General features: G+C 74.4%; 19 protein-coding genes. 4 read left to right on the top strand and 15 right to left on the bottom strand.

Annotated elements, in window-relative coordinates; translation table 11 throughout:
• Window positions 1–33 precede the first annotated feature (33 nt).
• Entirely contained in the window at window positions 34–1,029 is a 996-nt protein-coding gene (locus ACF1BN_RS34995; RefSeq protein ID WP_392335625.1) for a GDSL-type esterase/lipase family protein, read from the bottom strand.
• A gap of 345 nt (window positions 1,030–1,374) precedes the next feature.
• On the opposite strand from ACF1BN_RS34995, the gene ACF1BN_RS34990 reads away from it, so the two are divergent.
• Together ACF1BN_RS34990 and ACF1BN_RS34985 are read left to right on the top strand one after the other, a co-directional pair.
• Window positions 1,375–2,841, top strand: a complete 1,467-nt coding sequence (locus ACF1BN_RS34990; RefSeq protein WP_392335624.1) for an amino acid permease — start codon at window positions 1,375–1,377, stop codon at window positions 2,839–2,841.
• Between the two features lie 10 nt (window positions 2,842–2,851).
• Window positions 2,852–3,307, top strand: coding sequence for an Lrp/AsnC family transcriptional regulator (locus tag ACF1BN_RS34985; RefSeq protein WP_015032260.1), 456 nt, complete (start codon window positions 2,852–2,854; stop codon window positions 3,305–3,307).
• 4 nt (window positions 3,308–3,311) lie between these two features.
• On the opposite strand, the gene ACF1BN_RS34980 is transcribed toward ACF1BN_RS34985, so the two are convergent.
• Window positions 3,312–3,917, bottom strand: a complete 606-nt coding sequence (locus ACF1BN_RS34980; RefSeq protein ID WP_392335623.1) for a Repetin — start codon at window positions 3,915–3,917, stop codon at window positions 3,312–3,314.
• Between the two features lie 286 nt (window positions 3,918–4,203).
• Between ACF1BN_RS34980 and ACF1BN_RS34975 the strand changes: the two genes are divergently transcribed.
• Window positions 4,204–5,010 carry a carbon-nitrogen hydrolase family protein gene (locus ACF1BN_RS34975; protein WP_392335622.1) on the top strand — a complete coding sequence of 269 codons (807 nt, stop codon included), beginning with the start codon at window positions 4,204–4,206 and terminating at the stop codon, window positions 5,008–5,010.
• 58 nt (window positions 5,011–5,068) lie between these two features.
• Window positions 5,069–6,769 carry a flavin monoamine oxidase family protein gene (locus ACF1BN_RS34970; protein ID WP_392335621.1) on the top strand — a complete coding sequence of 567 codons (1,701 nt, stop codon included), beginning with the start codon at window positions 5,069–5,071 and terminating at the stop codon, window positions 6,767–6,769.
• A gap of 13 nt (window positions 6,770–6,782) precedes the next feature.
• On the opposite strand, the gene ACF1BN_RS34965 is transcribed toward ACF1BN_RS34970, so the two are convergent.
• From ACF1BN_RS34965 to ACF1BN_RS34905, 13 genes are all read right to left on the bottom strand, one after another.
• Window positions 6,783–7,490, bottom strand: coding sequence for a DUF5995 family protein (locus tag ACF1BN_RS34965; RefSeq protein ID WP_392335620.1), 708 nt, complete (start codon window positions 7,488–7,490; stop codon window positions 6,783–6,785).
• Window positions 7,491–7,608: 118 nt separating this feature from the next.
• Window positions 7,609–9,021, bottom strand: a complete 1,413-nt coding sequence (locus ACF1BN_RS34960; RefSeq protein WP_392335619.1) for an asparagine synthase-related protein — start codon at window positions 9,019–9,021, stop codon at window positions 7,609–7,611.
• A gap of 409 nt (window positions 9,022–9,430) precedes the next feature.
• A complete protein-coding gene (locus tag ACF1BN_RS34955) occupies window positions 9,431–9,784 on the bottom strand; it encodes a rhodanese-like domain-containing protein (protein ID WP_392335618.1) in 354 nt (117 codons plus the stop codon).
• Window positions 9,781–10,293 carry a peroxiredoxin-like family protein gene (locus ACF1BN_RS34950; protein ID WP_392335617.1) on the bottom strand — a complete coding sequence of 171 codons (513 nt, stop codon included), beginning with the start codon at window positions 10,291–10,293 and terminating at the stop codon, window positions 9,781–9,783. Before ACF1BN_RS34950 ends, ACF1BN_RS34955 begins: the two co-directional genes overlap by 4 nt.
• A gap of 72 nt (window positions 10,294–10,365) precedes the next feature.
• On the bottom strand, window positions 10,366–11,136 hold the full coding sequence (locus ACF1BN_RS34945) for a 4'-phosphopantetheinyl transferase (RefSeq protein WP_392335616.1): 771 nt from the start codon (window positions 11,134–11,136) through the stop codon (window positions 10,366–10,368).
• 63 nt (window positions 11,137–11,199) lie between these two features.
• On the bottom strand, window positions 11,200–12,024 hold the full coding sequence (locus ACF1BN_RS34940) for a TauD/TfdA family dioxygenase (protein WP_392335615.1): 825 nt from the start codon (window positions 12,022–12,024) through the stop codon (window positions 11,200–11,202).
• Window positions 12,008–12,313, bottom strand: coding sequence for an acyl carrier protein (locus tag ACF1BN_RS34935; protein ID WP_392335614.1), 306 nt, complete (start codon window positions 12,311–12,313; stop codon window positions 12,008–12,010). The genes ACF1BN_RS34940 and ACF1BN_RS34935 overlap by 17 nt, the downstream gene beginning before the upstream one ends.
• Window positions 12,300–16,229, bottom strand: a complete 3,930-nt coding sequence (locus ACF1BN_RS34930) for an amino acid adenylation domain-containing protein (RefSeq protein WP_392335613.1) — start codon at window positions 16,227–16,229, stop codon at window positions 12,300–12,302. Before ACF1BN_RS34930 ends, ACF1BN_RS34935 begins: the two co-directional genes overlap by 14 nt.
• A 1-nt stretch (window position 16,230) precedes the next feature.
• Window positions 16,231–17,403 (bottom strand): alanine racemase, encoded by a 1,173-nt coding sequence (locus ACF1BN_RS34925; protein ID WP_392335612.1) that lies wholly within the window; start codon window positions 17,401–17,403, stop codon window positions 16,231–16,233.
• Window positions 17,393–20,500, bottom strand: coding sequence for an AMP-binding protein (locus ACF1BN_RS34920; protein ID WP_392335611.1), 3,108 nt, complete (start codon window positions 20,498–20,500; stop codon window positions 17,393–17,395). Before ACF1BN_RS34920 ends, ACF1BN_RS34925 begins: the two co-directional genes overlap by 11 nt.
• Complete coding sequence (locus tag ACF1BN_RS34915) at window positions 20,497–21,138, bottom strand: FMN-binding negative transcriptional regulator (protein ID WP_392335610.1); 642 nt, start codon at window positions 21,136–21,138, stop codon at window positions 20,497–20,499. Before ACF1BN_RS34915 ends, ACF1BN_RS34920 begins: the two co-directional genes overlap by 4 nt.
• Before the next feature lie 2 nt (window positions 21,139–21,140).
• Window positions 21,141–22,286 carry a hypothetical protein gene (locus tag ACF1BN_RS34910; RefSeq protein ID WP_392335609.1) on the bottom strand — a complete coding sequence of 382 codons (1,146 nt, stop codon included), beginning with the start codon at window positions 22,284–22,286 and terminating at the stop codon, window positions 21,141–21,143.
• Window positions 22,283–23,797, bottom strand: coding sequence for a class I adenylate-forming enzyme family protein (locus ACF1BN_RS34905; protein WP_392335608.1), 1,515 nt, complete (start codon window positions 23,795–23,797; stop codon window positions 22,283–22,285). The genes ACF1BN_RS34910 and ACF1BN_RS34905 overlap by 4 nt, the downstream gene beginning before the upstream one ends.
• Window positions 23,798–24,263 lie beyond the last annotated feature (466 nt).

Genomic DNA, 24,263 nt, shown 5'->3' with positions numbered 1-24,263 from the left:
GGGCTCTCGGCGTCTCCCGGCGGGGCCGTGGGGTCAGGCGCGCGGCACGGCCCGCGCGGCGCCCAGCGCCGCCGCCACCGCCCGCGCCATCCGGGCGTGCCCCTCGTCGTTCGGATGGAGCCCGTCGGCCAGGTGCTCCGGGCCGAGGAGCGGACGCCCGGGGAGCAGCAGGAGGCGGGGATCGTCCGCCGCGAGGTCGCGGACCGCCCGCTCCATGGCCCGCCGCAGCTCGGTGAGGGTCGCGCCGAGGGCGTTGCGGGTGTGCTCGGCGGCGGGACGGAGCACCGGGGAGACCAGGAGCAGCGGCGTACGGGGGTGGCCCCGCCGGATCAGGCCTACATAGGCCCGCACGGTGGCGTGCAGCCACTCCGGGGTCGCCGGCGCCCGGTCCCAGCAGTTGGTCCCGAACGCCAGGGTGATCAGCTCGCCCGGCAGCCGGGACAGCTGCTCCGCCAGGGGGAGTTCGCCGCGCGCCCCGCCGGCGTAGCCGAGGTTGACGGGGTCGAGGCCCAGCGCGCGCCCCGCGACGGAGGGCCAGGAGCGGGCAGGCCGGGTGGACCACCAGCCCTCGGTGATCGAGTCGCCCTGGACCAGCCAGCGGGGGCGCGGCGGGGCGGGGGAGAGGGCCCCGTCCACGGCGCGCAGGGCCCGAACGACGGGCGCCTGGCCCTCCGGCAGGTGGACGGTGAACTCCCCGCCGCCCGGCGGGAGCGGGAGCCGCACCACGGCCTCCGCCGCCGGCTCCGCGAAGACCTCCGCGACCCACCGGCGGCCCTGCCAGAGCGCGAACGGGTGCCGCAGCGACCGCAGTTCGTCGCCGGCCGGGGGCACGGCCGCCCGGTAGCGCAGCTCCACCGCCGTCGTGCCGGGCGCGGCGCGGAACTCGACCCGCACCCCGATCGGCAGCGCCGCCCGCTCCGCGATGTCCCACGGCAGGCGCGCCAGGTCGGCGGGGTCGGCCCGGACCGGCCGGTCGCCGTCCCGCCAGGCCGTGCCGCGCAGAAAGGGTTCGGGCTCCAGCCAGCTCACTCGGCACCTCCGGTCGGCCGCGTGCAGGGTGGTCCACGGGGATCGAGGAGTCAAGGCACGCGCACCGCACTCCTTACCGCCCCCGATGTGTCGATTCATGCGGGGGCGCGCAATGTTTCCCCGTCCGCGCCCCAAGAGCGCAATGATCATCTGCCACTGCGCAACAACACTGCATTACGGATGCGAATCGGGGCGCTAGGCTCATCCCTCGTACCAGGAGTGGCGGGGACCGCCTGCTCGGCGGACTTCCTGCCCCCGTGGGCTGCCTCGGCATGCCCGCGGATCCGGCACGCGGCCGTCGCGGCCCCCGTCGAACCGACAGGCAGCGATAAGGAGCCCCCCGCAGTGCTGGATCACGGCGCAGCCCCACCGGTCGAGTCCCCGACCGCCCGCAAGACCACCCTCCTGACCTCCCTCATGCGCCGCAAGCCGGTGGAACGCCTGGTCGCGGAGGGTGGGCAGGGCGAGGGCGGCACCCTTCGCCGCTCGCTCTCCATGTGGCAGCTGACCATGATCAGCATCGGCGCCACCCTCGGTACCGGCATCTTCGTCGTCCTCGGCGAGGCCGTCCCCGAGGCCGGCCCGGCCGTGACGCTCGCCTTCGTCTTCGCCGGTCTCACCGCGCTCTTCTCGGCCCTCTCGTACGCCGAGCTGGCGGGCACGATCCCGGTCGCGGGCTCTTCGTACTCGTATGCGTACGCAACGCTGGGCGAGCTCGTCGCCTGGGTGTGCGGCTGGTGCCTGATGCTGGAGTACGGCGTCTCGGTCGCCGCCGTGGCCGTCGGCTGGGGCGAGTACCTGAACGAACTGCTCGACGGCACGATCGGCGTCACGCTCCCGGACGCGCTCAGCGCGCCGCCCGGTGAAGGCGGCTACTTCAACCTGCCGGCGCTGATCGTCGTCGTCCTCGCCATGCTCTTCCTGCTCGGCGGCGCCAAGGAGTCGGCCCGCGCGAACACGATCATGGTCGTGGTGAAGATAGCCGCCCTGGTGCTCTTCTGCGCCGTCGGCTTCCTGGGCTTCAAGTCCGGCAACTACGCCGACTTCATGCCGCTCGGCATCGGCAGCGTCGGCGCCGCCGGAGCCATCCTCTTCTTCTCGTACATCGGCTTCGACGCCGCCTCCACGGCCGGCGAGGAGGCCATGAACCCCAAGCGCGACCTGCCCCGGGCGATCATGCTCTCGCTCGTCATCGTGACCGCGCTGTACGTCCTCGTCGCGGCCGTCGCCGTCGGCGCCTGGGACTGGAAGAAGTTCGCCGGCACCGAGGCCACCCTCGCCGCGATCATGAACGACGTCACCGGCCAGAGCTTCTGGGGCACCCTGCTCGCCGCCGGCGCCGTCATCTCCATCGCCAGCGTGGTCCTCACCGTCCTCTACGGCCAGACCCGGATCCTCTTCGCGATGTCCCGCGACGGCCTCGTCCCCAAGGTCTTCGGCAAGGTCGACGCGAAGACCGGCACCCCGCGCACCAACACCCTCATCGTCTCGCTGCTCTGCGGCGGCCTCGCGGCCGTCGTCCCGCTCGGCGAGCTGGTCAACGCCACCAGCATCGGCACGCTCTTCGCGTTCGCCCTGGTCAACGTCGCCGTCGTGGTGCTCCGCTACAGCCGCCCCGACATGGAGCGCTCCTTCAAGGTCCCCTTCGGCCCGGTCTTCGCCGTCCTCGGCTTCGCCTGCTGCGCCTACAGCATGTACAGCCTCGCCCCGAAGACATGGGCGTACTTCGGTGCCTGGATGGCCGTGGGCCTCGTGTTCTACTTCCTGTACGGCATGCGCCGCTCCCGACTGGCCACCGACGCAGAGAAGTGATCCACCCGTAGTGCGACTCAACGACCTCGACGAACGCATCGTCCACGCCCTCGCGGAGGACGCCCGCCGCAGCTACGCCGACATCGGCTCGCTCGTCGGTCTCTCCGCGCCCGCCGTGAAGCGGCGCGTGGACCGGCTCCGGGCCGAGGGCGCCATCACCGGCTTCACCGTACGGGTGGATCCGGCGGCGCTCGGCTGGGAGACGGAGGGGTTCGTCGAGATCTACTGCCGCCACAACACCTCGCCGGACGACATCCGGCGGGGGTTGGAGCGGTACCCCGAGGTGGTGTCCGCGTCGACCGTCACCGGTGACGCGGACGCCGTCGTCCAGGTCTTCGCCTCCGACATGCGCCACTTCGAGCGGGTGCTGGAGCGGATCGCGGGCGAACCCTTCGTCGAGCGCACCAAGTCCGTCCTGGTGCTCTCGCCGCTGCTGCGGCGCTTCTCCTCGGGCTCGCCCGCCTGACGGGCTACTCCGCCATGCCGTCGTAGACCCACGGCAGCACCCGGAAGTCCCCGCCGCCCCGGACGACCTTCTCGTGCGGGGCGGCGGCGTTGCAGGGCGGCACGTCGTCCGTCTGCGGCGCGGAGGCCAGCCAGCTGTAGCCCAGCCGGTCGCGCTTCCCGTCGTCGAGCACCGACACCCCGACCCGCTTCCCGTCGAGCCCCGGCACGTTCGTCTCCCGGACGATCCCGGTGACGGTCGCGACCGGGCCGCCGGTGGCGAGGCAGTCGACGTCCACCGCGGCGGTGAAGGTCTCGTCACCGACGGAGTGCTCGTACCGGAAGGTCCCGGTCGCGGCGAGCGGATCGTTGCGGTCCGCCCGGGCCAGGTGGGCGTCGAAGGTGAAGCGCACCTTCTGCCGGGTGGCCGGGTCGCGGTCGAGCCAGGCGGACCCGGTCAGCGCCGCCGCCTCGCGCGGCGCGCCCCGGCCCTCCCCGGCGGCGGCGAGGGCGGAGGCCGGGGAGCCCGCGGCCCCGGCGGCGGAGGAGGGATCGGCGGTCGCGGAGCCGGCGGCCCCGGCGGTGACGAGCAGGGCGGCGGCGACGGCGACGATCTTCGTACGGCGGTTCACGGCGGTCCTTCCGGCAGGTCGATCGGACGTCCCCCACCCTTCCGCCCTGGCCCCGCGGGGTCGTCGCGCCGGCGGACGATCCGGGGGTACGCCGCCGGTCGCACGTCGCGTACGACCCCGGTCCGAACTCCGCGCAACGAATCGCCGCTCCGGTCGTACATCGCGCAACGGTTCGACGGTCGGTCCGCAACGGTCCCGTCTTGTCCGTGGAGCGCCCGGAACCGTACCGTTTTGGACGTCTCCCCGAGACCCACCTCCCTCCCCTCCGCCCCCACGAGGACTCACCATGCCCGCGCTGCGCACCGCCCTGCTCCAGAGCTCCGGCCGGCTCGGTGACGTGACCGCCAATCTGCGGATCCTCGACGAGGCGGCCGGCCGCGCCGCCGCCGCAGGGGCGGGCGTGCTCCTCGCCCCCGAGCTCTTCCTCACCGGCTACGCGATCGGCGCCGACATCACCCGCCTGGCCGAGCCGGCCGACGGCCGCTCCGCCCGCGAGGTCGCCGCCATCGCCGCCCGTCACGGCCTGGCCGTCGGCTACGGCTACCCGGAGCGCGACACCGAGCGGCACGGCGTGATCTACAACGCCGCCGCGCTCTTCGGCGCCGACGGCGAGCCGCTCGCGCACTACCGCAAGACCCACCTCTTCGGCGACTTCGAGCTGAAGTGGTTCACCCCGGGCGACGAGCCCCTCGTCCAGGCCCGCATCGGCGACCTCACCGTCGGCCTGATGATCTGCTACGACGTCGAGTTCCCGGAGAACGTCCGGGCGCAGGCGCTGGCCGGCACGGACCTCCTCCTCGTGCCGACCGCGCTGATGCACCCCGCCGAGATCGTGCCGCTGTCCGTGGTCCCGGTCCGCGCCTTCGAGAACCAGCTGTACATCGCGTACGCCAACCGGGCCGGCGCCGAGGGCGACTTCGAGTTCGTCGGCCTCTCGGTGCTCGCGGGCCCCGACGGCACCGCCCGGGCCCGCGCCGGGCGGAGCGCCGACCTCGTCCTCGGCGACGCCGACCCCGACGTCCTGGCGGCCTCCCGCGCGGAGAACCCGTACCTCCGCGACCGCAGGCCGGGCCTGTACGGCTCGCTCGTCTGAGCCGGCCCCCGCGCCCCCCGATCTTCCCGCCCCACCCCGTGCAAGGAGTCCGTACCCCATGACGTCCACCGTGCCCAACGCCGTCGAGCACGCCGACGAGCAGCAGCCGCCGATCACCATGTTCGGCCCGGACTTCCCGTACGCCTACGACGACTTCCTGGCCCACCCGGCCGGCCTCGGCCAGATACCCGCGACCGAGCACGGCACCGAGGTCGCGGTCGTCGGCGGCGGCCTGTCCGGCATCATCGCCGCGTACGAGCTGATGAAGATGGGCCTCAAGCCCGTCGTCTACGAGGCCGACCAGATCGGCGGCCGGCTCCGCACGGTCGGCTTCGAGGGTCCGGAGACCGAGGGCCTGACGGCCGAGATGGGCGCCATGCGCTTCCCGCCGTCCTCCACCGCCCTCCAGCACTACATCGACCTCGTCGGCCTGACGACCTCGCCCTTCCCGAACCCGCTGGCCGAGGCCACCCCCTCGACCGTCGTCGACCTCAAGGGCGAGTCGCACTACGCCGAGACCGTCGACGACCTGCCGCAGGTCTACCGCGACGTCGCCGCCGCCTGGAACAAGTGCCTCGACGAGGGCGCCGACTTCTCCGACATGAACCGGGCGATGCGCGAGCGCGACGTCCCCCGGATCCGCGAGATCTGGGCGAAGCTGGTCGAGAAGCTCGACAACCAGACCTTCTACGGCTTCCTCTGCGAGTCCGAGGCCTTCAAGTCCTTCCGGCACCGCGAGATCTTCGGCCAGGTCGGCTTCGGCACCGGCGGCTGGGACACCGACTTCCCCAACTCCATCCTGGAGATCCTGCGGGTCGTCTACACCGAGGCCGACGACCACCACCGCGGCATCGTCGGCGGCTCCCAGCAGCTGCCGCTGCGCCTGTGGGAGCGCGAGCCGGAGAAGATCATCCACTGGGCGCAGGGCACCTCCCTGGCCTCCCTGCACGACGGCGGCCTGCCGAAGCCGGCCGTCACCCGGCTGAACCGCACGGCGGGCAACCGGATCACCGTCACCGACTCCTCCGGCGACATCCGCACCTACCAGGCGGCGGTCTTCACCGCCCAGTCGTGGATGCTGCTCTCCAAGATCGCCTGTGACGACTCGCTCTTCCCGATCGACCACTGGACGGCGATCGAGCGCACCCACTACATGGAGTCCTCGAAGCTCTTCGTCCCCGTGGACCGGCCCTTCTGGCTGGACAAGGACGAGCAGACCGGCCGGGACGTCATGTCGATGACGCTGACCGACCGGATGACCCGCGGCACCTACCTCCTGGACGACGGCCCGGACAAGCCGGCCGTCATCTGCCTCTCGTACACGTGGTGCGACGACAGCCTGAAGTGGCTGCCGCTCTCCGCGAAGGAGCGGATGGAGGTCATGCTGAAGTCGCTCGGCGAGATCTACCCGAAGGTCGACATCCGGAAGCACATCATCGGCAACCCGGTGACGGTCTCCTGGGAGAACGAGCCCTACTTCATGGGCGCCTTCAAGGCCAACCTGCCGGGCCACTACCGCTACCAGCGGCGCCTCTTCACCCACTTCATGCAGGACCGCCTGCCCGAGGACAAGCGGGGCATCTTCCTCGCGGGCGACGACATCTCGTGGACGGCCGGCTGGGCCGAGGGCGCGGTGCAGACGGCGCTCAACGCGGTGTGGGGCGTGATGCACCACTTCGGCGGCGCGACCGACGGCACCAACCCGGGCCCCGGCGACGTCTACGACGAGATCGCCCCGGTCGAGCTCCCGGAGGACTGAGTCCCCGCGGTGCTCAGGGCCTGGCCAGGGGGGTGAGCAGCATCCGCCCCACCAGGCCCACCGAGCGGTCGAGCCGCTCGGTGAACTCGCCCGCGAGCCCCGGCAGCGCCCGCAGCTGCCACAGCGAGCGGGCGGCCAGCCAGGCCCCGTCGCGGGCCCGGTCCAGGCTCCAGCAGCCGAGCAGATGCGTCAGCGGGTCCGCGATCTCCAGGAGGTCCGGGCCCGGCATCAGCTCCTCGCGGATCCGCTCCTCCAGCAGGACGAGGACGTCGCCGACCCGGTCGAACTCGTCCTCCAGGTCCGCGGGACCGCACTCCAGCGTGGAGCAGGCGTCGACCACGGCGAGCGCCAGGTCGTGCCCGATGTGGGCGTTGATCCCGGCGAGCGCGAACTGGAGCGGGGTCACTCCGGGGTGGCGGCGGTAGTGGAAGAGGGGCCGCCAGCAGGCCGGTCCCGGGACGCCGGAGGCATGGGCGTCGACGGCGGCGAGGTACCGCTCCGCGAACCGCACGTCCAGGGTGGCGGCCGCCCGCCGGTCCTCGAAGGCGCCCGCCGCGAGGGCGTGCCCGATCTCCTCGGTGACGGTCAGGTACACCCGGTTGAAGACGGCGACCCCGTCGGCCGGGTGCCAGGCCGCCCGCAGCGACCGCATCCGGTCCACGACGGGGTCGACCGCCACGAACTGCCCGATCCGTTCATCCGTCCACTGGGTCTGCGCCATGGGGGCAGACTTCCAGGCGCGGGACCCGGGAGGGAGCCTCCCGGGCCCGGCTTCGCCGGAACGGGCGAATACCTCGGCTCTTCGCCGTGTCGACGGAGCCCTTCTCGTACGGCGGCGGTCAGCGGGACCGGACGGAGCCCAGCGCCCGCTCGAGGAGCTCCCAGGGGTCGGCGGGGTCCAGCTCGCCCCGCGCCGCCCGGTCCAGGAGCCCGGCGAAGCACGCCAGGTAGACGGCCTGCCGGTCCTGGACGCCGGTCTCCTTCTCCAGGCGCCGCGCCACACCGTCCTGGAGGCCGCCGCCGTGGTGGACGGCGATCTTCTTGCGCCACGCGATCGGCTCGGAGACCCGGCGGCCCATCGCCGTGCGCAGGTGGTACTTCTCCCGGCCCTCACGGACCTTGCACTCGGGGGCGGTCTCCAGCGCGACCCGCATCACCGGCCAGGACCAGAAGGGGTGGTGGGTGGACGTGCCGTACGCCAGGGGCATCCGGTTGGACAGCTCGTTGCTGCGCCGGGTGCGGTCCACCGACGCGAGGACCTGCTCGATGAGGTCCTCGCGGCGGTCGAAGGGACGGTAGAGGCCGGCGTTGACGAGGTCGCTGCCGTAGCCGGTCAGCAGGACCTTGTCCGCCGGGACCGCGCCGAGCCGCTGCACCGTGGTGGCGGTCAGCGCGACCTCGACCACCTCGGCGTCGGCGAGCCCCAGCCAGCGGACGGTCTCCGGTATGGAGGCGATGATCTGGTCCTCGGTGAGATGGACGGGCTCCAGGCCGATGCCGAGCTCCGCGCAGAGCTCGGCCGCGTCGTCCAGCTCGTCGCCCCACGGGCTCGCCACGCTGTACGGGGTGACGGGAAGTCCGGCACGGGCCGCCAGGTGGGTCACGGTCCCGGAGTCGATGCCCCCGGACAGGAGGGTGGCGTAGCCGGTGCCCTCCGGAGCGGCCGCGTCGACGCGGGCGATCTCCGCGGCCAGTGCCTCCAGCTGCGCCTCGCCGGCGGCCAGCGGGTCGTCCCGGTGCGGAGTGCGGAAGTCGCCCAGGACGTCGTGCTCGTCGCCCGCCTCCGTGAGCCAGCGCCCGCCGGTTCGGCGCGTCCGCTGCACGGTGGCGTGCCGCAGCCGGTCCACGTCGGCCACCAGGGTGCCGCACTCGTGGACCGGAGCGCCGCCCTGGAAGCGGACGGCGAGACCGAGAGAGGGCAGCACCAGCGGGGCGAGGAGCAGGTCCGTGAAGTAGGCGAAGAGGCCTCGCGAACGGTTGACCGCGTAGTAGACGGGGTCCTCGTTGAGCGCCGAGACCCGGGCGGTGATGCCGTCCGGCTCGACGCGCAGGGTCGTGGCGGCGCGGCCGGGGGAGGGCGGGGCCAGAGTGGCGACGTCGACGACGAACGGGGGGTTCTCGGGCAGGCGTACGCCCTCGGGACCGCGGTGGTACACCGTCAGGTCGCCGAGGTCGGCGGTCTGGGTGGCGAGGTGTCCCAAGTCGGGCAGGGAGGCATTGGTGACGACGCACCACTTGCTGACGGGAGTCATGGTCGGGGCCTTTCCGGTGAGGCGGCGCGGAGCGGGGCGGCGGCACGGAGGCCGCCGCCCCGCTCCGGTCGAGAGGGCGGCGCGAGGGGCGCGAGGGGTGCGTGGGGCGCGAGGCGCTCGCGCGGAGTGGGTGGCGGGGCGCGGGGAGTGGGCGGGTGGCGGGGGAGCGGGGGCAGCGGCGGGCGGTGCGGGGCCGGCCCGGGGCGCGATCGCGGGTGTCGGCGAGGGGCCCTCTTTCGCGGGCCCCCGGTCCGTCGTCCGTCGTCCGTCGTCCGTCGTCCGTCGGGTCCGGTGGCCTGTCGGTCCACCGGTCCACGGTCCACCGGTCCAGTGGTCCAGTGGTCCGGTGACCGGTGGGCCGTCAGTCGGGCGGGCCGGGGCCGCCGGTCCCCGGGGTGTGGCTCGCTGCTCAGGGTCCGGGCGGGCCGGGGTCGATCTGTGCCGTCCAGGCGACGACGCCGCCCGCGAGGTGCACGGCGTCGGTGAAGCCCGCCTCGTGGGCGACGGCCAGGACCGCACGCGTGCGGACCCCCGACCGGCAGTAGAAGACGGGACGGCGGTCCGGCCGCAGGGTCGCCAGCGCCGATCCGTCGAGCCAGGCCCCCTGGGGCACCAGCCGGGCTCCGGGGATGCGGACGAGCTCCCACTCGTGGGGCTCCCGCACGTCGATGAGATCGAGCGGGGCCCCGCGGTCGAGCAGCTCCTTGAGCGCCGCCGGTGTGATCTCGGCGGAGTCCGCGGGCTCCCGCGGGCCGTCGCTCATACCTCGCCCCGCGCCGGATACTCGTTCGCGTTGATCCACCGGACGGTCTCGACCACCTCGTCCAGGTGGGGGCGGAGGAACGGCATGGAGGTCCGCACGGCCGCGTACAGGGTGCCGTCGGGGCGGACGAGGAAGAGGCCGGGCTCGCTGAACTCGTCGGGATTGCCTTCGTTGATGGCCTTCGAGACGTACAGGCCCCACTCCCGCATCGACTCCAGGCTCAGCCCGTACCCGACGGGCACCCGGGTGAGGTCCCACTCCTCGACGGCCCGCCGGGCGCGGTCGATGCCGTCGCCGCTCACCGCCACCACCGATGTCACCCCGACCTCGGCCAGCTCGGGCACGAGGGAGTCGAGGTGTGTCACGTGGGTGCGGCACAGGGGGCAGTGCACACCCCGGTAGAAGACCACGAGGGTGAAGCTCTCGGGGTGCTGGTCGGCCAGGACCCAGCGGCCGCCGCCGACCAGCGGGACGTCGAGGGCGGGCACGGGCTGTCTGGGCTTGAGCATCGCGGACTCCTGTACGGGACGGGGTGGGGACGAGGAAGGGGGATCCGGCGGTGCGCCGGGGCGGGGGCCGGCTCAGGGGGCGGTCCGGCCCGGCGGCCGGGTCGGGGAGGGGACGGGGGAGGCGGCCGGCACCGAGACGGCCGTGAGCACCAGTCCCCGACGCACGGTCCACAGCCCCCGGAAGCCGGTCGCGGCCGGCCGGCCGGCCGGGTGGCCCGGCGGTGTCAGGTCCGCCGTGAAGGACCGGGAGGGCAGGTCGAAGGTCACCGTCACGTCCTCGAACCCGAGCCAGCCGCCGGTGAGCGGATACCAGGCCTTGTAGACGCTCTCCTTCGCGCTGAACAGCAGCCGGTCCCAGCAGACCCGGGGGTCGGCGGACGCCAACTCGGCCAGATGGGAGCGCTCCTGACGGTTCGTGATCATCCTGAGCGCGCCACCGCCGCCCCCGATCGGCTGGTTCGGCTCCGCGTCCAGGCCGACGGCTCGCACCACGTCGGACCGGGCCACCACGGCGGCCCGGTACCCGGCGCAGTGCGTCATGCTGCCGACCGTCGACGCCGGCCACACCGGGGCGCCCCGGGGGTCGCGCGGAATCGGTCCGGGGACCTCGCCGAGCCGCGCCAGGGCGGCCCGCGCGCAGGCCCGGGTCGTGGCGAACTCGCGGCGCCTCCCGGGGACGGCCCGGGCCACGTACCGCTCCTCCTCCGCGAAGAGCGGCACCGGTCCCGCCGGGTCGCCGAAGGCCTCGGCGACCCGGTGCGGAGCGGGCAGCAGCTCCTCGATCAGCGCCGTGCCCCCGGGCGCCCCGCCGCCCGGACCGGGCGGGTTCTCGGTCTGTTCCACGGACGGGGGACCTCGTCTTCTCTCTGGCCTGATCGGAACGGCCGGCGGGGCGCCGGTGTGTGGCTAGGCCGCTTCGGACAGCGTCAGCTGGCCGCGGAAGAGCACCCGGGTGCCGCCCTCACCGATGGCGGTGCGCCCGTGCAGCGTGCGCTGGTTGTCGATGACCAGCAGGTCGCCGACCCGCCAGCGGTGGGTGTAGGCGTAGCGCTCGGAACGCAGGAAGGCGTCGAGCTCCGCGAAGTACCGTTCGGAGTCGGCCGGTTCCATGCCCTTCACCCGGATCTCCCAGGACCGCGGCTCCACGTCGCGGGGGAAGGCGGTCGTGAGGTTCAGCGACTTCACCCGGCCGTAGTCACGGGTCGTCGGGATCGTGTACCAGTCGACGGGGACGGTCGGGAAGTAGCCCCGCTCCGTCACCAGGTACTCGAACTCCTGCTCCTCCAGGACGCGGCGGAGGTGCTCCGGCATCTCCCGCCAGGCCGTCAGCTGATCGCTCACGTACGTCTCGCCGGAACCCGGGGCGTCCGAGAACTCCGCCGCGTACAGCACGATCAGGTCGACCTGCTCACCGACGAGGAGGCCGTCCGTGTGCAGCGGCAGCGGACCGCGGCCCGTCACCACCTTCCCCTTCTCCCGGGAGGCGTCGAGCTTGAGGAGGTCGGCCTGCCCCTCGCCGAACTTGTGGTCGACCGTGTCGCCGAGGGAGCGCACGAAGAGCCTGAAGGCGTCCTCGTCCAGCTCGACGCCCCGGACCAGGACGCAGCCGCTCGCCAGCGCGGCCTTCCTGGCGCGTGCCGCCAGGTCGCCGACGGCGCCGCCGGGGGTCCAGGGGACGAGCGCGCCCATCCCCGAAGGGGTCAGCCGCTGGTAGTCATCGGTCGCGGACATCGTGGGTTCCTTCCGTGGGTGTGGTGTCGTCCGCGCGGCCGGTCGAGCCGGCCCCTCCGGCGACGCGGGTGATCTCCGCCTCCAGGCGGGACACCGTGACCGGGGCGGCGAAGAGCGCCTCCAGGTCCAGGTCGACGTCGAACCGGTCCTCCAGCGCGGACAGGATCTGGATCAGGGCGGCGGAGTTGACGCCGTGGCCGACGAGGTCCGCGCCGGGCCCGGCGAGCGGGGGGTAGCCATGGGCGTCCAGCTCCGCGAGGACGGCCGCTCGTACCTCAGAACCGGTCATCGCTCTTCACTCCTTCGATCGCGTTCCCGACCTGTCGCGTGTGGGCGCCCCCGAGGAGGGCGAAGTGGTCGCCGGCCAGCACCCGGCTCTCCTCGCGCCGGGCGAACCGGCCCCAGGCGCCGGGGTCGGCCTCGGCGGGGCTGTCCTGGGCCCGGAACTCCACCAGCGGGACGGCGAAGGGGGTCGGGTCCCAGCCGCGCAGCAGGGTCATGTTCTGCCGGTAGACCGCGAACCTGGTGGCGAGCACCGGGTCCGTGGTCACCTGCCCGGCGTCGAGCCGTACGCCGCCGGTCTCCCGGATGTCCCTGAGGAACCCTTCGCGCAGCGCCTCCTCGGACCGGGGGGACGCCCCGGACCCGCGGGACGCCGGGGAGACGGGCGTGTCGACGACGACCACGCGCGCCACCGGCGCCTCGGAGACACGCGCCGCCTCATGGGCCAGCGCGCCGCCGAACGACCACCCCGCGAACACCAGGGGCACCGCGTCGGACGGCACCCGGCCGGCGAGCTCCGCGAGGCAGCGCCGGGCGAGCCGGGACAGCGCCCCGCCGCCCTCGGCGCCCTCCTCCGACGGCGCGTCGAGGCCCACCAGATGCACGTCGACGTCGTCGGCGAGCTCGCGGACCAGGTCCGCGTAGCAGGAGACCCCGCCCCCCACCGGCGGGAAGAGGACCAGCCGCAGCCGCGGGGCGGCGCTGGACCGGGGCTGGTACGTCCAGATCCCGGACCCGCCCGAGGCGCGGGGCCGGCGGCACAGGGCGGCGAGGCCCGTGACGGTCGGGGCGGTCATGAACGCGCCGAACGGCACGTCGTGGCCGTACCGGCTCCGCAGGACCGAGAGGAGGCGGATCGCGTCGTACGAGCTCCCGCCGGCGGCGAAGAACGACTCTCCGCCCGGCGCCTCGCCCAGCACCTCCTCCCAGCAGGCCGAGACCTCCTGGCACAGCACGTCCCGCTCCGCCGCGGGCGCGCCGGCCGCCGGGGCGTCCTGCCAGGGGAGCCCTTCGAGCCGGCGCCGGTCCAGCTTCCCGTTGCCGTTCAGCGGGAGCTCGTCCAGCCGCAGCAGCGCCTCGGGGATCATGTAGGACGGTACGGCGTTCCTGAGCGCCGCCAGCACGTCCTCCTCCCAGCCGGCCGCCGCTCCCTCGGCGAGGGTGACGCAGGCGACCAGCTGCTTGCGCCGGCCGCTGTCGCGCACGGCCACCGCGCACCGGCCGACGCCGGGCACCTTCTCGATCAGGTGCTCGATCTCGCCCAGTTCCACGCGGTGCCCGTTGAGCTTCACCTGGCTGTCGGTGCGCCCCAGGAACTCCACGACCCCGCCCGGATGCCGGCGGCCGCGGTCACCGGTGCGGTAGAGCCGCCCGTGCACCGGGTCGTCGTGGAACGCGGCCGCGGTCTTCACCGGGTCGTCGGCGTAGCCGTCGGCCACGCCCAGGCCGGCGATGTGGATCTCACCGATCTGCCAGTCCGGACACACGTCCCGCTCGGCGTCGAGGACGAGGATCTCCTGACCGGGCAGGGCCCTGCCGTACGGGATCGACCGCCCGTCGCCGTCGTTCTCCCCGACGCGGTGGAAGACGGACCAGATCGACCCCTCGGTGGCACCGCCGAGGGAGACGACCCCGGCCTCCGGCGCCAGGCCGCGCAGGACGGCCGGCAGCTTCAGCGGGATCCAGTCGCCGCTGAGCAGGAAGGTCCGCACCGACGGGACGGCGGCCCGCTCCTCCGCCAGCAGGGACGCCAGCGCCGGGGCGGAGTTCCACAGGGTCACCCTGTGGCGGGCGATCAGCCCCGCCCACCGGGCGGGAGTCCTGGCGCTCTCCTCCGAGAGCATCACCACGGACCCGCCGCACACCAGCGGGCCGAAGACGTCGTACACGGAGAGGTCGAAGCCGATGGAGGAGACGGAGAGCACCCGGTCCGCGCCGGTGACCCCGAACTCCGCGTTCACCGCGTCGATCGTGTTGAGGACCGCCGCGTGGGAGATCACCACGCCCTTCGGCTCACCGGTCGAGCCCGAGGTGAAGATGACGTAGGCGGTGGGGTGCGCAGCTGCCGGCGCGGACGGATGGGCGGGGCGGGCCGGGCTCCCCTGGGTGTCGGGGCGGGCGGGGCTTCCGTGGGCGGGGAGGGGCAGGGGGCGCACCCCGCGCTCCGTCCAGCGCGCGTCCGCCGCCGGCGGGCCCTCGGTGACCGCGAAGCGCACCGCTCCGCGGCGGGCGATGCTGTCGAGGCGCCCGTCCGGGGTGCCGTGGTCGAGCGGGATGTACGTACAGCCGGCGAGCAGACCGCCGAGCATCGCGACGACCTGGCCGCGTCCCCGGGGCAGGTGGACGGCGACCCGGTCGCCGGTGCGCGCCCCGGCGTCCAGGAGCGACTCCGCGACCGCGCGGGCCTGCCCGACCAGCTCCGCGTAGCTGAGGGTGCCGTCCTCGTCGTGGACGGCGGGGGCCTCGGGACGATCGGCCGCGCACCGCAGGACACGCCGGTGGAGGGTGTCAGCGGTGTCAGCGGTGTCGGCGGCGGAGGTGGACGAGGAGGCGGAGGTGGACGAGGAGGCGGAGGTGGAGGCGGGCTCGGCGGGGGTGCGCGGGGCCGGGGGCGCCGGGGAGCGGGTCGGGCGGCGCGTCCAGTGCTCGCCCGACGCGGCGAGTTCGTGGACGAACTCCTCGCACCGCGCCACGAAGTCCTCGGCGAAGCCGGCGTCGAAGGCGTCCGTCCGCCAGTCGAAGCCCAGCCGCACGGTGCCGTCGGAGTCCCGGACGACCTGGTGGTCCATCAGGACCTGCGGCACTCGGAGCTGGACGTCCTCCCAGCGGCGGCGCAGCCCCAGCGCGGCCTCGCGCGCGCTGTCGACGTCGAGCGCCGTGAACGCGAAGGGGTGGGCGAGCCGCCTCAGGTCGACGGCGGGGTCGGCGAGCCGGGCGATCTCGGCGCCGCTCAGCGAGCCGTGCATGGCCTGGCCGAGGTACCGGCTCTGGACGGTCCGGGCTATCTCGACGAAGCTCCGGCCGTTCGTCCCGGGCATCTCCAGGGGCATGGTGCTGCCCCGGTTGCCGAGGGCGTCGGGGGCCACGGGGCCGGGGTGGCGAGCGTGCAGGACGGTGACGGTGTGGGCCGAGCCGCCGCCGAGCCGGCCGAGGACGGCACCGTACGCCGCGAGGTGGACCATCGCCGGGGTGAGCGCGTGGCTGCTCGCGAGCGCGTCGATCCGGGCCGCCGTGGCCGGGGCGAGGGTCACCACGCGGTGGGAGACCGCCGGGCCGGCGGACCGCCACTCGGGCCGCAGCGGCAGTTCGGCGGCGTCGGGAAGCTCCGCCGCCCTCGCGCGCCAGAACCGCTCGTCGCGTGCCGAACGGTCACGGCGGGGCGCGGCGGGCGCGCCGACCGGGCCCCGGAGTGCGGAGTCGGCCCGCTCGCCGTCCCGGTCCGCCACCAGCTCGGCGAGGAAGACGCCGAGCGACGCCGCGTCCATCAGCCACAGGGCGTACACCAGATGCAGCCTGGCGCGGTCGGCCGAGCGCACCACGGACACCTCGAACCGGGGCCAGTCGCCGAACGTGAAGGCGTCGGAGGTGAAGGCCCGGCGCACCGCGTCGTCGGCCGCGTCGAAGTCGGCGTCGGCGACCCAGCGGAGGTCGGCGTCCACGCCTCGCGCGACGTCCTCGCCCAGCGTCGTCAGGGAGAGGTCGGCGGCCTCGCGGAGCCGCAGGACGGTGTTGTCCCGGACCAGCCGGCGCAGCCGGTCCCCGATCCCGGCCGCCTTGTCGGGGGCGAGGTCGCAGCTCAGGTAGTAGCGGGCCGGCCCGCTGAGTTCGAGGCCGTCCTGGCCGCCGACCAGATAGGCCCGCTGGATCGGGCTGAGGGGTTCCCGCGCGCGGTCGCCGGCTCCCCGCGGAGTGGTGTCGCTCATGTCAGAAGACGATCTCTCTCACCTTGTCGCGGCTCAGGAAGCCACCGGGGCTGAAGCTCGGTCCGTACGCGCCCACGCCGGCGAGGAGCAGGAGGTCGCCGGGCTCCACCTCGGGCAGCTCGATGTCCTCGGCCAGCACGTCCAGCTGGGAGCAGAGCGGGCCCGTCACATGGACGCGGGGGACCGTCGGGCGGTCCGCCCCGCCGACCACCCGGATCCGGAGCTCCCCCCGGTCGCCCCCGGACAGCAGCCGGCTGGCGAGGAGGACGTCGTTCATCCCGGCGTCGACGACGACGTATCTGCGGTCGCCGATCGTCTTGGTGTCGAGGACCGTGGTCAGCAGGCTGCCCGCCGGTCCCGCGACGGACCGGCCGTACTCGCAGACGAGCGGCAGCCGGCCGTCCTCCGCCGGGAGGGCGTCCGCCGCCTCGGACAGCCGGGCCCAGTCGACGGAGGGGTCGCGGTCGCGCCACGGCATCGCGATGCCGCCGCCGATCGAGACCAGCGCGGGGGAGAGGCCGAAGCGTTCGACGCACTCCCGTGCCCGCTCCGTCACCTCCTTCCGCGTGGCCAGGACGACCTCGGGATCGCTGTACTGGGAGCCCCAGAAAAGCTGGAGTCCGTGGATCGACAGCGGTGAGGCGCGCAGGACGCCGATGACCTCGGCCAGGTCCTCCTCGGCCACCCCGAACTGGTTCGGCGAGGGGGCGGCGCCCGGAGTCCGGGCCGGATAGGCCATGTTGAGCCGGATCACGCCGAGTCCGGTCACCCCGAGCCCGTGGGCCACGTCCGCGAACAGGACGGCCTGGCGGGGCGATTCGACCGTCACCGCGACCCCGGCGGCCAGGGCCGCCGCCGCCTCCGTGCGGGACTTCGCCGGGCCGGTGAACAGCACCTTCTCCGGCGGCGTGCCCGCGTTGAGCGCGGTCTCCATCTCGGCGAGCGAGCAGACGTCGAAGCCGTCGACCAGCGGAGCCAGCGCGTTGACGACCCCGGGGTACGGATTGGCCTTCAGCGAGTAGTAGAGGCCGGCGCCCGCGGGTGAGGCCGCGCGGACCCGCGCCACCGCGTCGCGCAGCGCCGATCTGCTGTACGCGTACACCGGCGTCCGGCCCGCCCGGTGGACGAGGAGCCGTGCCTCGGCGTCGGTGGGTACGGCGGTCTCATCGCTCATGCGTGTCTCCCCCTGCTTCGCGCAGTGCCGCGAGGACGTCCGCGTGGACCCGGTCGATCACATCGGGCCGGACCACGGCGATCCCCCGCCGGTAGTAGTAGGTCAGCGCCAACTCGCCCGCCGACATCTGGAGTTCGCCCTGGAGCTGGTAGCGCAGGGACCTGCCCAGCGACCGGGGCCGCCAGGCCCCGAGGTCGCGGGCGCGCAGCCCCCGGGGGCCGGGGTGCTGGTTGAAGAGGACGGTCGACAGGGGGAAGCACTCCGCGTCGGCGAGACCCAGGTCCTCGGCCCGCTGGTCGAACTCCCAGGCGCTGTGGTCGGCGCCCGCCTCCAGCTGCCGGGCGAACCCGCCCGCCCGCTCCGCGAGGTCCCCCGTGCCCCGGCCGCGGACGACGAGCTGGCTCGTGAACATGCCGGCGGTGCCGGTCCGCACGCCCTGCCGTACCTGGACGGGGACGACGAGGGTCAGCGGCCCGAGTCCGAAGGTCCGGGACACGGCCCGCTCGAAGGCGGCCAGCACCACCGCGAAGACCGAGACGCCATGGGCCTCGGCGACGCGGTGGGCGGCCCGGGTGCCGGTGACGCCGAAGGGGCGCGAGACCAGCTCGCCGGCGCGCGCCTCCTCTCCGGCGGACTCCGGCAGTTCGATCTGGCCGGCGCCCGCGAGCAGGTCCCGCCAGTACGCGGCCTCCGGGACCCGCGCGTCCGTGACGCGCTCCGTCGCCCGGCAGTAGTCGCGGAAGCCGCGGGGCGCCGGGGCGGGGCCGAGGGGCTTCGCCGAGAGCAGGGAGCGGATCTCGTCGGTGATCAGGTCCAGGCTCAGTCCGTCGACGAAGAGATGGTGGGCGACGACGAGGACGGAGGCCGTGTCGTCCCCCGGAACGACGACCACCCTGAGCGGAGGGGGCGCGGTGGGGTCGATCAGCTCCGACACCGCCCGGACCCGGGCCTCCTGGACCCGTGCGCGGTGCCCGGCCCCGCCGGGTCCGGGCGTATCGGCGGGCTCGTGGACGGTGACGGGGCAGCGCACCTCGGCCGCCTCGCGGTGGAGCTGGTGCCGCCGGTCGGCCGTGAGCGAGAGCCTGAGGACGTCGTGGCGGGCGACGACGACCTCGACGGCCTTCTCCACGTCCGCGCGGGACACGCTCGCCGCGACCCGGATCTCCCGGGAGATGTTGCACCAGTCGGCGTTGCCGTCCGCCATGCAGAGTGCCATGTAGGCCCGCTGACGGGTCGACAGCGGAAGGATGCCGGGCGCTTCGTCGGGGGTGTCGGGGCGGGGCTCGGGGGCCGGGACGGCGGAGTCGACCGGACCGAGGGCCCGCTCGATCACCCGGGCCAGGGAGTCGACGTCCCGGTGGGCGAAGCAGTCGCGGACCGAGAGCTCCACGCCGAACCGCCGGTCGACCTCCAGGACGAACTCCATCATGTCCAGCGAGGTCAGCCCCGCGTCGACGAAGGAGACCGGGGAGGCGGGGGCGGCGGAGCCGGTGTCGAGGCCGAGGATGTCGCGCAGCGTCCCGGCGACGTCCTCGCCCCGGTCCGCGGCCGGAACGCCGGTGGCGGGAACGCCGGTGGCCGGAGTGCCGGTCTCCGGCACCGCGGGCACCGACGCGGCCAGCGCCATCCGGTCGACCTTCCCGCTGCGCAGCAGCGGGAAGGCACCGCGCAGATGGACGGCGGGCCGGGGCAGCCGCAGCCTGCGGGCCGTCTCCTCCACCGTCGCGCGCAGCGCCCCGGCCCCGGCGGCGGCCGGGTCGTCGACGGAGAGGAAGGCCTGCGGGCCCTGCCGGTCGACCACCACGCACTGCCGTACGCCGGGCAGTTCCTCGATCTCGTCGGCGAAGCGGTGGTACGAGACGCGCCTGCCGGAGACCTTCAGGTCGTTCCCGAGCCGGCCGGTCACCACCAACCGGCCCCGGCCGGTGAGGTATCCGCTGTCGCCGGTGCGCAGCACCGCCTCCATCGGAGCGACCCGGAAGGCCCCCGGATCGCCGCCAGGGCCCTCGACCAGGGTGCCCAGCGCCGGCGCCGCCGAGGTGATGAGCACCTCGCCGCGCCCGTCGGCGTCGGGCCGGTCGATGGTGACGGAGACGCCCGGACGGGCGGAGCCGACCGGCACGCCCTCCCGGGGAGTGTCCCCGGCGGCCCGGACGCCCCGCAGGAACAGCTGCGCGAGGGTGCCCTCGGTCATCCCGTACAGGTTCACGAACTCGGCCCCGGGAGCGAGCGCGCTCCACTCCCGCGCCACCCGCGCCGGCAGCACCTCGCCGGCGAAGAACCCCAGGCGCAGCGGGTGGAGGCGCGCGGACCTCGCGCCCAGGACGCCGGCGATCCGCCGGGCGAGCGAGGGGACGAGGAAGCAGACGGTCGCCCCGCTGTCCACCAGATGGTCCGCGAGGGCCCCCAGGTCCAGCTGGGCGTCGGCCCGGGGCAGCGCGAGCCGGCCGCCGACGGCCAGCACGGCCAGGAGTTCGCGCAGCGAGGGGTCGAAGTTCACCCGGGTCGCGGCGGCGCAGACGTCGCTGCTCCGGAGGTCGAACTCCGCCACGAACCACGACAGGAACGCGCCGAGCCCGGCGCGGCTGCCCACGACGGCCTTCGGGGCGCCCGTCGAACCGGAGGTGGGGATGAGGTAGCCGGCGTCGGGGTCCGTGTGGCGGCGGACGGGACCGGTGCGGCCCCGGGCGGGGAGGTCGAGGAGGACACGGCCGGTGGAGGCCTCCAGCACCCACTCGTCCGGGGCGCCGGCGCCCCGGTAGTGGGACGCCGGGGAGACGTCGCTGCTCACGACGGCCGAGGGCTCGGCGATCCGCTCGACCCACGCGTACTGGCCGGGCTCCATGCCGGCGTCGACCGGGACCGGGACGGCGCCGCAGCGCAGCGCCGCGAGGAGCCCGACGACGTAGGCCGGGCTCAGCGGGCCGAGCACCAGCACATGGGTGCCCGCCGCGCCGCGCTCCCCGAGCGCGCGCGCCAGGACGTCGACGGCGGCGCCGAGTTCGGCGTACGTCAGCCGCTCCCCGCACCAGTCGACGGCGATCCGGTCGCTCGGCGGGAGGGCGAGCAGCCGGCCCAGCCGGTCCTCCCCGCTCATGAGACCGGACGCCCCGGACCGTAGGTGGGCGGGGTCAGGGTGAGCTCGGCGAGCTCGTGGCGGGCGCTGTCGTCGGCGGACCGCAGCGCGTCGGCCAGGGTCTCCCCGCCGCCCTTGCCCTGGTTCAGCCGGAAGCACGAGGTGAGGCGGAGGTCGAGCAGGCGGTAGCCGACGATGTGCTTCAGGTACTCCTCGGAGAGGTGCGCGGGGATCTCGTCCAGGGTCCAGGTCGAGCCGTCGACCGCGCGCTTCTGGAGCCGGTCGATCAGCACCTCGACGTCCGCGCGTTTGCGGCCGTCGTCGCTGAGTTCGAGCCGTCCGGAGATCTCCACCGCGCAGTAGAGCCAGGTCGGGATGCGGCTGCGGGTGCCGAACCACTCGGCCGGCACATAGGTGTCCGGGCCGAGCACGGTGACGGTCGCGGGTGCCCCGGTGCCGAAGACCTCCGACATGCCGTTGGCCCGTGCCACGTGTCCGGCGACGAAGAGTTCGCCGTCCTCGGTCTCGCGCAGGTCGATCGGGAGCGGGGAGGTGAAGATCTCGCCGGCGTGGTGGGTGGCCAGCACTCCGAACGACCGGTCGCGGACGAAGTCGCGCATGGCGGCCAGGGGGAGGCTGAACTGCTCTTTGGTGTACACGATCAGTCGCGGTCCTTCACGTCGGGGTGCAGGGACTCCAGGCCGATGCCGTCGCGGGCGCCCCGCTGCGGCGGGTGGAACGCGAGCGCGTTCAGACCGCCCGCGAGGAGGGCGTGGAAGGAGGTGCGGGCGAAGGCCGCGCCGCCCGCCGCCCGCAGGAGGCGGCCGCCGATGCCGCCGATCGCGTCCTCGACCCGGTCGCGCGCCGCCACCGCCCGGTCGAGCCGGTCCTCGGCCGGGGCGCCGGCGTCGGTCGCGCGCGCCGCTTCGAGCAGGACGGACTCCAGGGCGCGGAGCTCCGCCGTCGCGCCGGTCCAGCGGCGCGAGCCGAGCCGCCGGCCCTCGGGCGTGGCCTCCGCCAGACAGTGGGCGATCCCGAGGTACGAGGCGCTGATCAGCAGCTGGAACCAGCTGTAGCAGTCGGTGGCGAACCGCCGGCCGGTCTCGCCCCGCAGGGGGAAGACCCGCTCCGCGGGCACCCGCACGTCCGACAGGCGCACCGCGTGGCTCTCGGCCGCGAGGAACAGGGGGCTCCGCCAGAAGGGCTCGCGCTCCAGCCCCTCGGCGTCGGCGTCCACGAACGCCTGGGCGAAGCCGTCGGGCGTTCCGTCCTCCGCGCGCAGCTCGACCATCAGCGACAGCACGTCCATGCTGCCGGACAGGGAGCACGGCCGCTTGAGTCCGCTGACGCGGTAGCCGGCGGTGTCGCGCACCGCCCGGCTGCCGAGGTTCCCCAGATCACGGCCGGGCGTCGACTCGGCGCCGCCGGAGGCGACCAGCAGGGCGTCGCGGGCGATGCCCCGGAGGATGGTCCGGGCGCCCTCGTCGCCGGTGGAGGCGACCTGCCCGAGCGCGGCGATCTTGTAGTGGTGCATGGTCGTCGCGAGGGCGGCGGAGGGGGCCGACCGGCCGAGCGCGACCTGGAAGCGGACCGCCGCCTCGGCCGTGATCCCCTTGCCGCCGCAGTCCTCGGGGACGAGCATGGTCGTGGCCCGGGTCGCCTTCAGCAGCGCGAACACCGGTCCCGCGTCCCGCTCGTGCTCCTCCGCCGTGCCGGCCGTCAGCGCGGCGTGGAGTCCGTCCGCCACACCGTCGAGCCGTTCCCGCGCGTCCGGGAGGACGCTCTCCTCGATCAGGCCGGTGGTCATTCGGCGTTCCTCTCCTCGGCGCGCATGAGCTCCCTCACGGCGGCGTAGTCGGTCTTCCCGAGCGGTGTGCGCGGCAGCGCGGCGGCGCGCTCGTACCGCTGCGGCAGCTGGTGGGGGAGCAGCCGCCGGCCGAGCTGCCCCCGTACCGCGTCAAGGTCGGCGTCGGGCTCCACGACGAGCAGGGCCGCGACCCGCTCCGTGGTCCGGGGGTCGGGGACGCCGACCACCGCGCTCTCCAGCACCCCGGGGCACTCGCGCAGCGCGGCCTCGACCTCCAGCGGGCCGACCTTGTGCCCGGCGACGTTGATGAAGCCCGACCGGCGGCCGAGGACGTACCAGCCGTCCTCGTCGGCCCGGACGAGGTCGTGGGTCCTCAGCCAGCCGTCCTCGAACATCTCGGCGGTCTGGGCGGGATCCCGGTAGTAGCCGCGGGCGAGCGCGGGGCCGCGCACCCAGAGTTCGCGGAGGTCCTCGGTGCCGGGGCCCCCGTCCTCCACCGGTTCGAGCCGGTGCTCCACCCCCGCGATCGGCGTGCCGATGGAGTTCCTGCCGACGTAGCCCCTGTCGAAGCAGATGGCGCCGATCTCGGAGAGCCCGTACACCTGCCGCAGCGGCAGGCCGTACCGCTCCAGGAACGCCTCCTGGGTGCTCGTCCCGAGCGGCGCGCTGCCGGAGACGGCGAGCCGGAGGGTCCGGAGCGCCGTCGCGGGCACCCCGCGCGCCGAGGTGAGCATCCGGTACATCACCGGCAGCCCGCTCACCACGGTGACGCCCCGCGTCTCGACGAGCCGGGCGAGGCCCCGTCCCGTCAGCCGGTCGCCGCGGGCGAAGACCACCGTCGCCCCGGTCAGGAGGCCGGGCAGCGTCAGGATGTCGATGCCGTGGCAGTGCGACAGCGGGAGCGCGCACAGCACCACGTCCGACGCGGTGAGCGCCAGTTCGCCGCTCCACAGGCGGACGCGGGCCGCGACGGCCGCCTGGCTCATGACGATGCCCTTCGGCTCGCCCGTCGAGCCGGAGGTGCAGTGCACGACGAAGTCCCCGGGCGCGTAGCCCTCCCCGGGCCGGTCGTCACGCCCGGTGGCGTCGGGGCCGGCGGTGGCGTCGGCGCCGGGGACGAGGTGGAAGGCGCCCGGGCCGGGGGCGTCCACGGCCAGCCGGGTCAGGTCGAACCGGACGCGGTTGCGCTCCCGTTCCGGCTCGGACAGCCGGCTGTCGAGGAGCACCGTCACCACGTGGAGCTTCGCCGCGGCCAGGTAGAGCGCGACGAAGACGACCGGGTCGCCGACGGCGAGGCCCAGGACGTCCCCCTCGTCCAGTTCGGCCCCCAGCCTCCCGGCCGCGCTCTCCACCGCGTCGAGCAGGGTCGCGTACGACGACACCGCTCCGTCGAGGCCGACGACGGCGGGCGCGTGCGGGGCGGCGAGCGCCGCGTCCCGGAAGGTGGTGTACAGCGCGCCGTGGTCTTCCGGGACGCTCTCGACGCCGGTGGCCGGGGCTCGCTGGGGCACGGTGGAATTCCTCCAGGTCAGGACGCGCGGGGGCGGGGACGACGGTGCGAAAGGACAGCGGTGCGCCGGCGTCGGGCACGGTCGGCGGTTCATCCGTCGGTACGACGGAGCGATCTCCCGCGGAAATGGGATTTCGCGCGGAGGGAATTCGAGGGAGTGGACGCGCGGTGTCGTTCGCGGACACCGCCCGGGCCGGCCGTCGCGACTTCCGGGACCAGCGGGCGATGTGACGAAATCACAGAGAAGTCGGCCGGACAAGGCTGTTTCACATGGCGAGACATGCAGGTCAGAGGCTTCAACACGCCATCCGACAGCGGAAATCGGGCCGAATACGAAGGCCTGTGTCCCGCCGGATCCCGTGCGGTGGGCTGTCCGTTTCCGGTCACGACCCGACACGGCCAGGGGATGCCCATGGACAGCTCTTCGGGCGGCGTCTGATGATCGAATTCGCCGCCTACGGACGAGA

It is taken from the genome of Streptomyces sp. NPDC014861 (genome assembly GCF_043081625.1).
Lineage (GTDB): Bacteria > Actinomycetota > Actinomycetes > Streptomycetales > Streptomycetaceae > Streptomyces.
The sequence above is the reverse complement of the archived record's forward strand: the minus strand, read 5'-3'. Positions and strand labels throughout refer to the sequence as shown.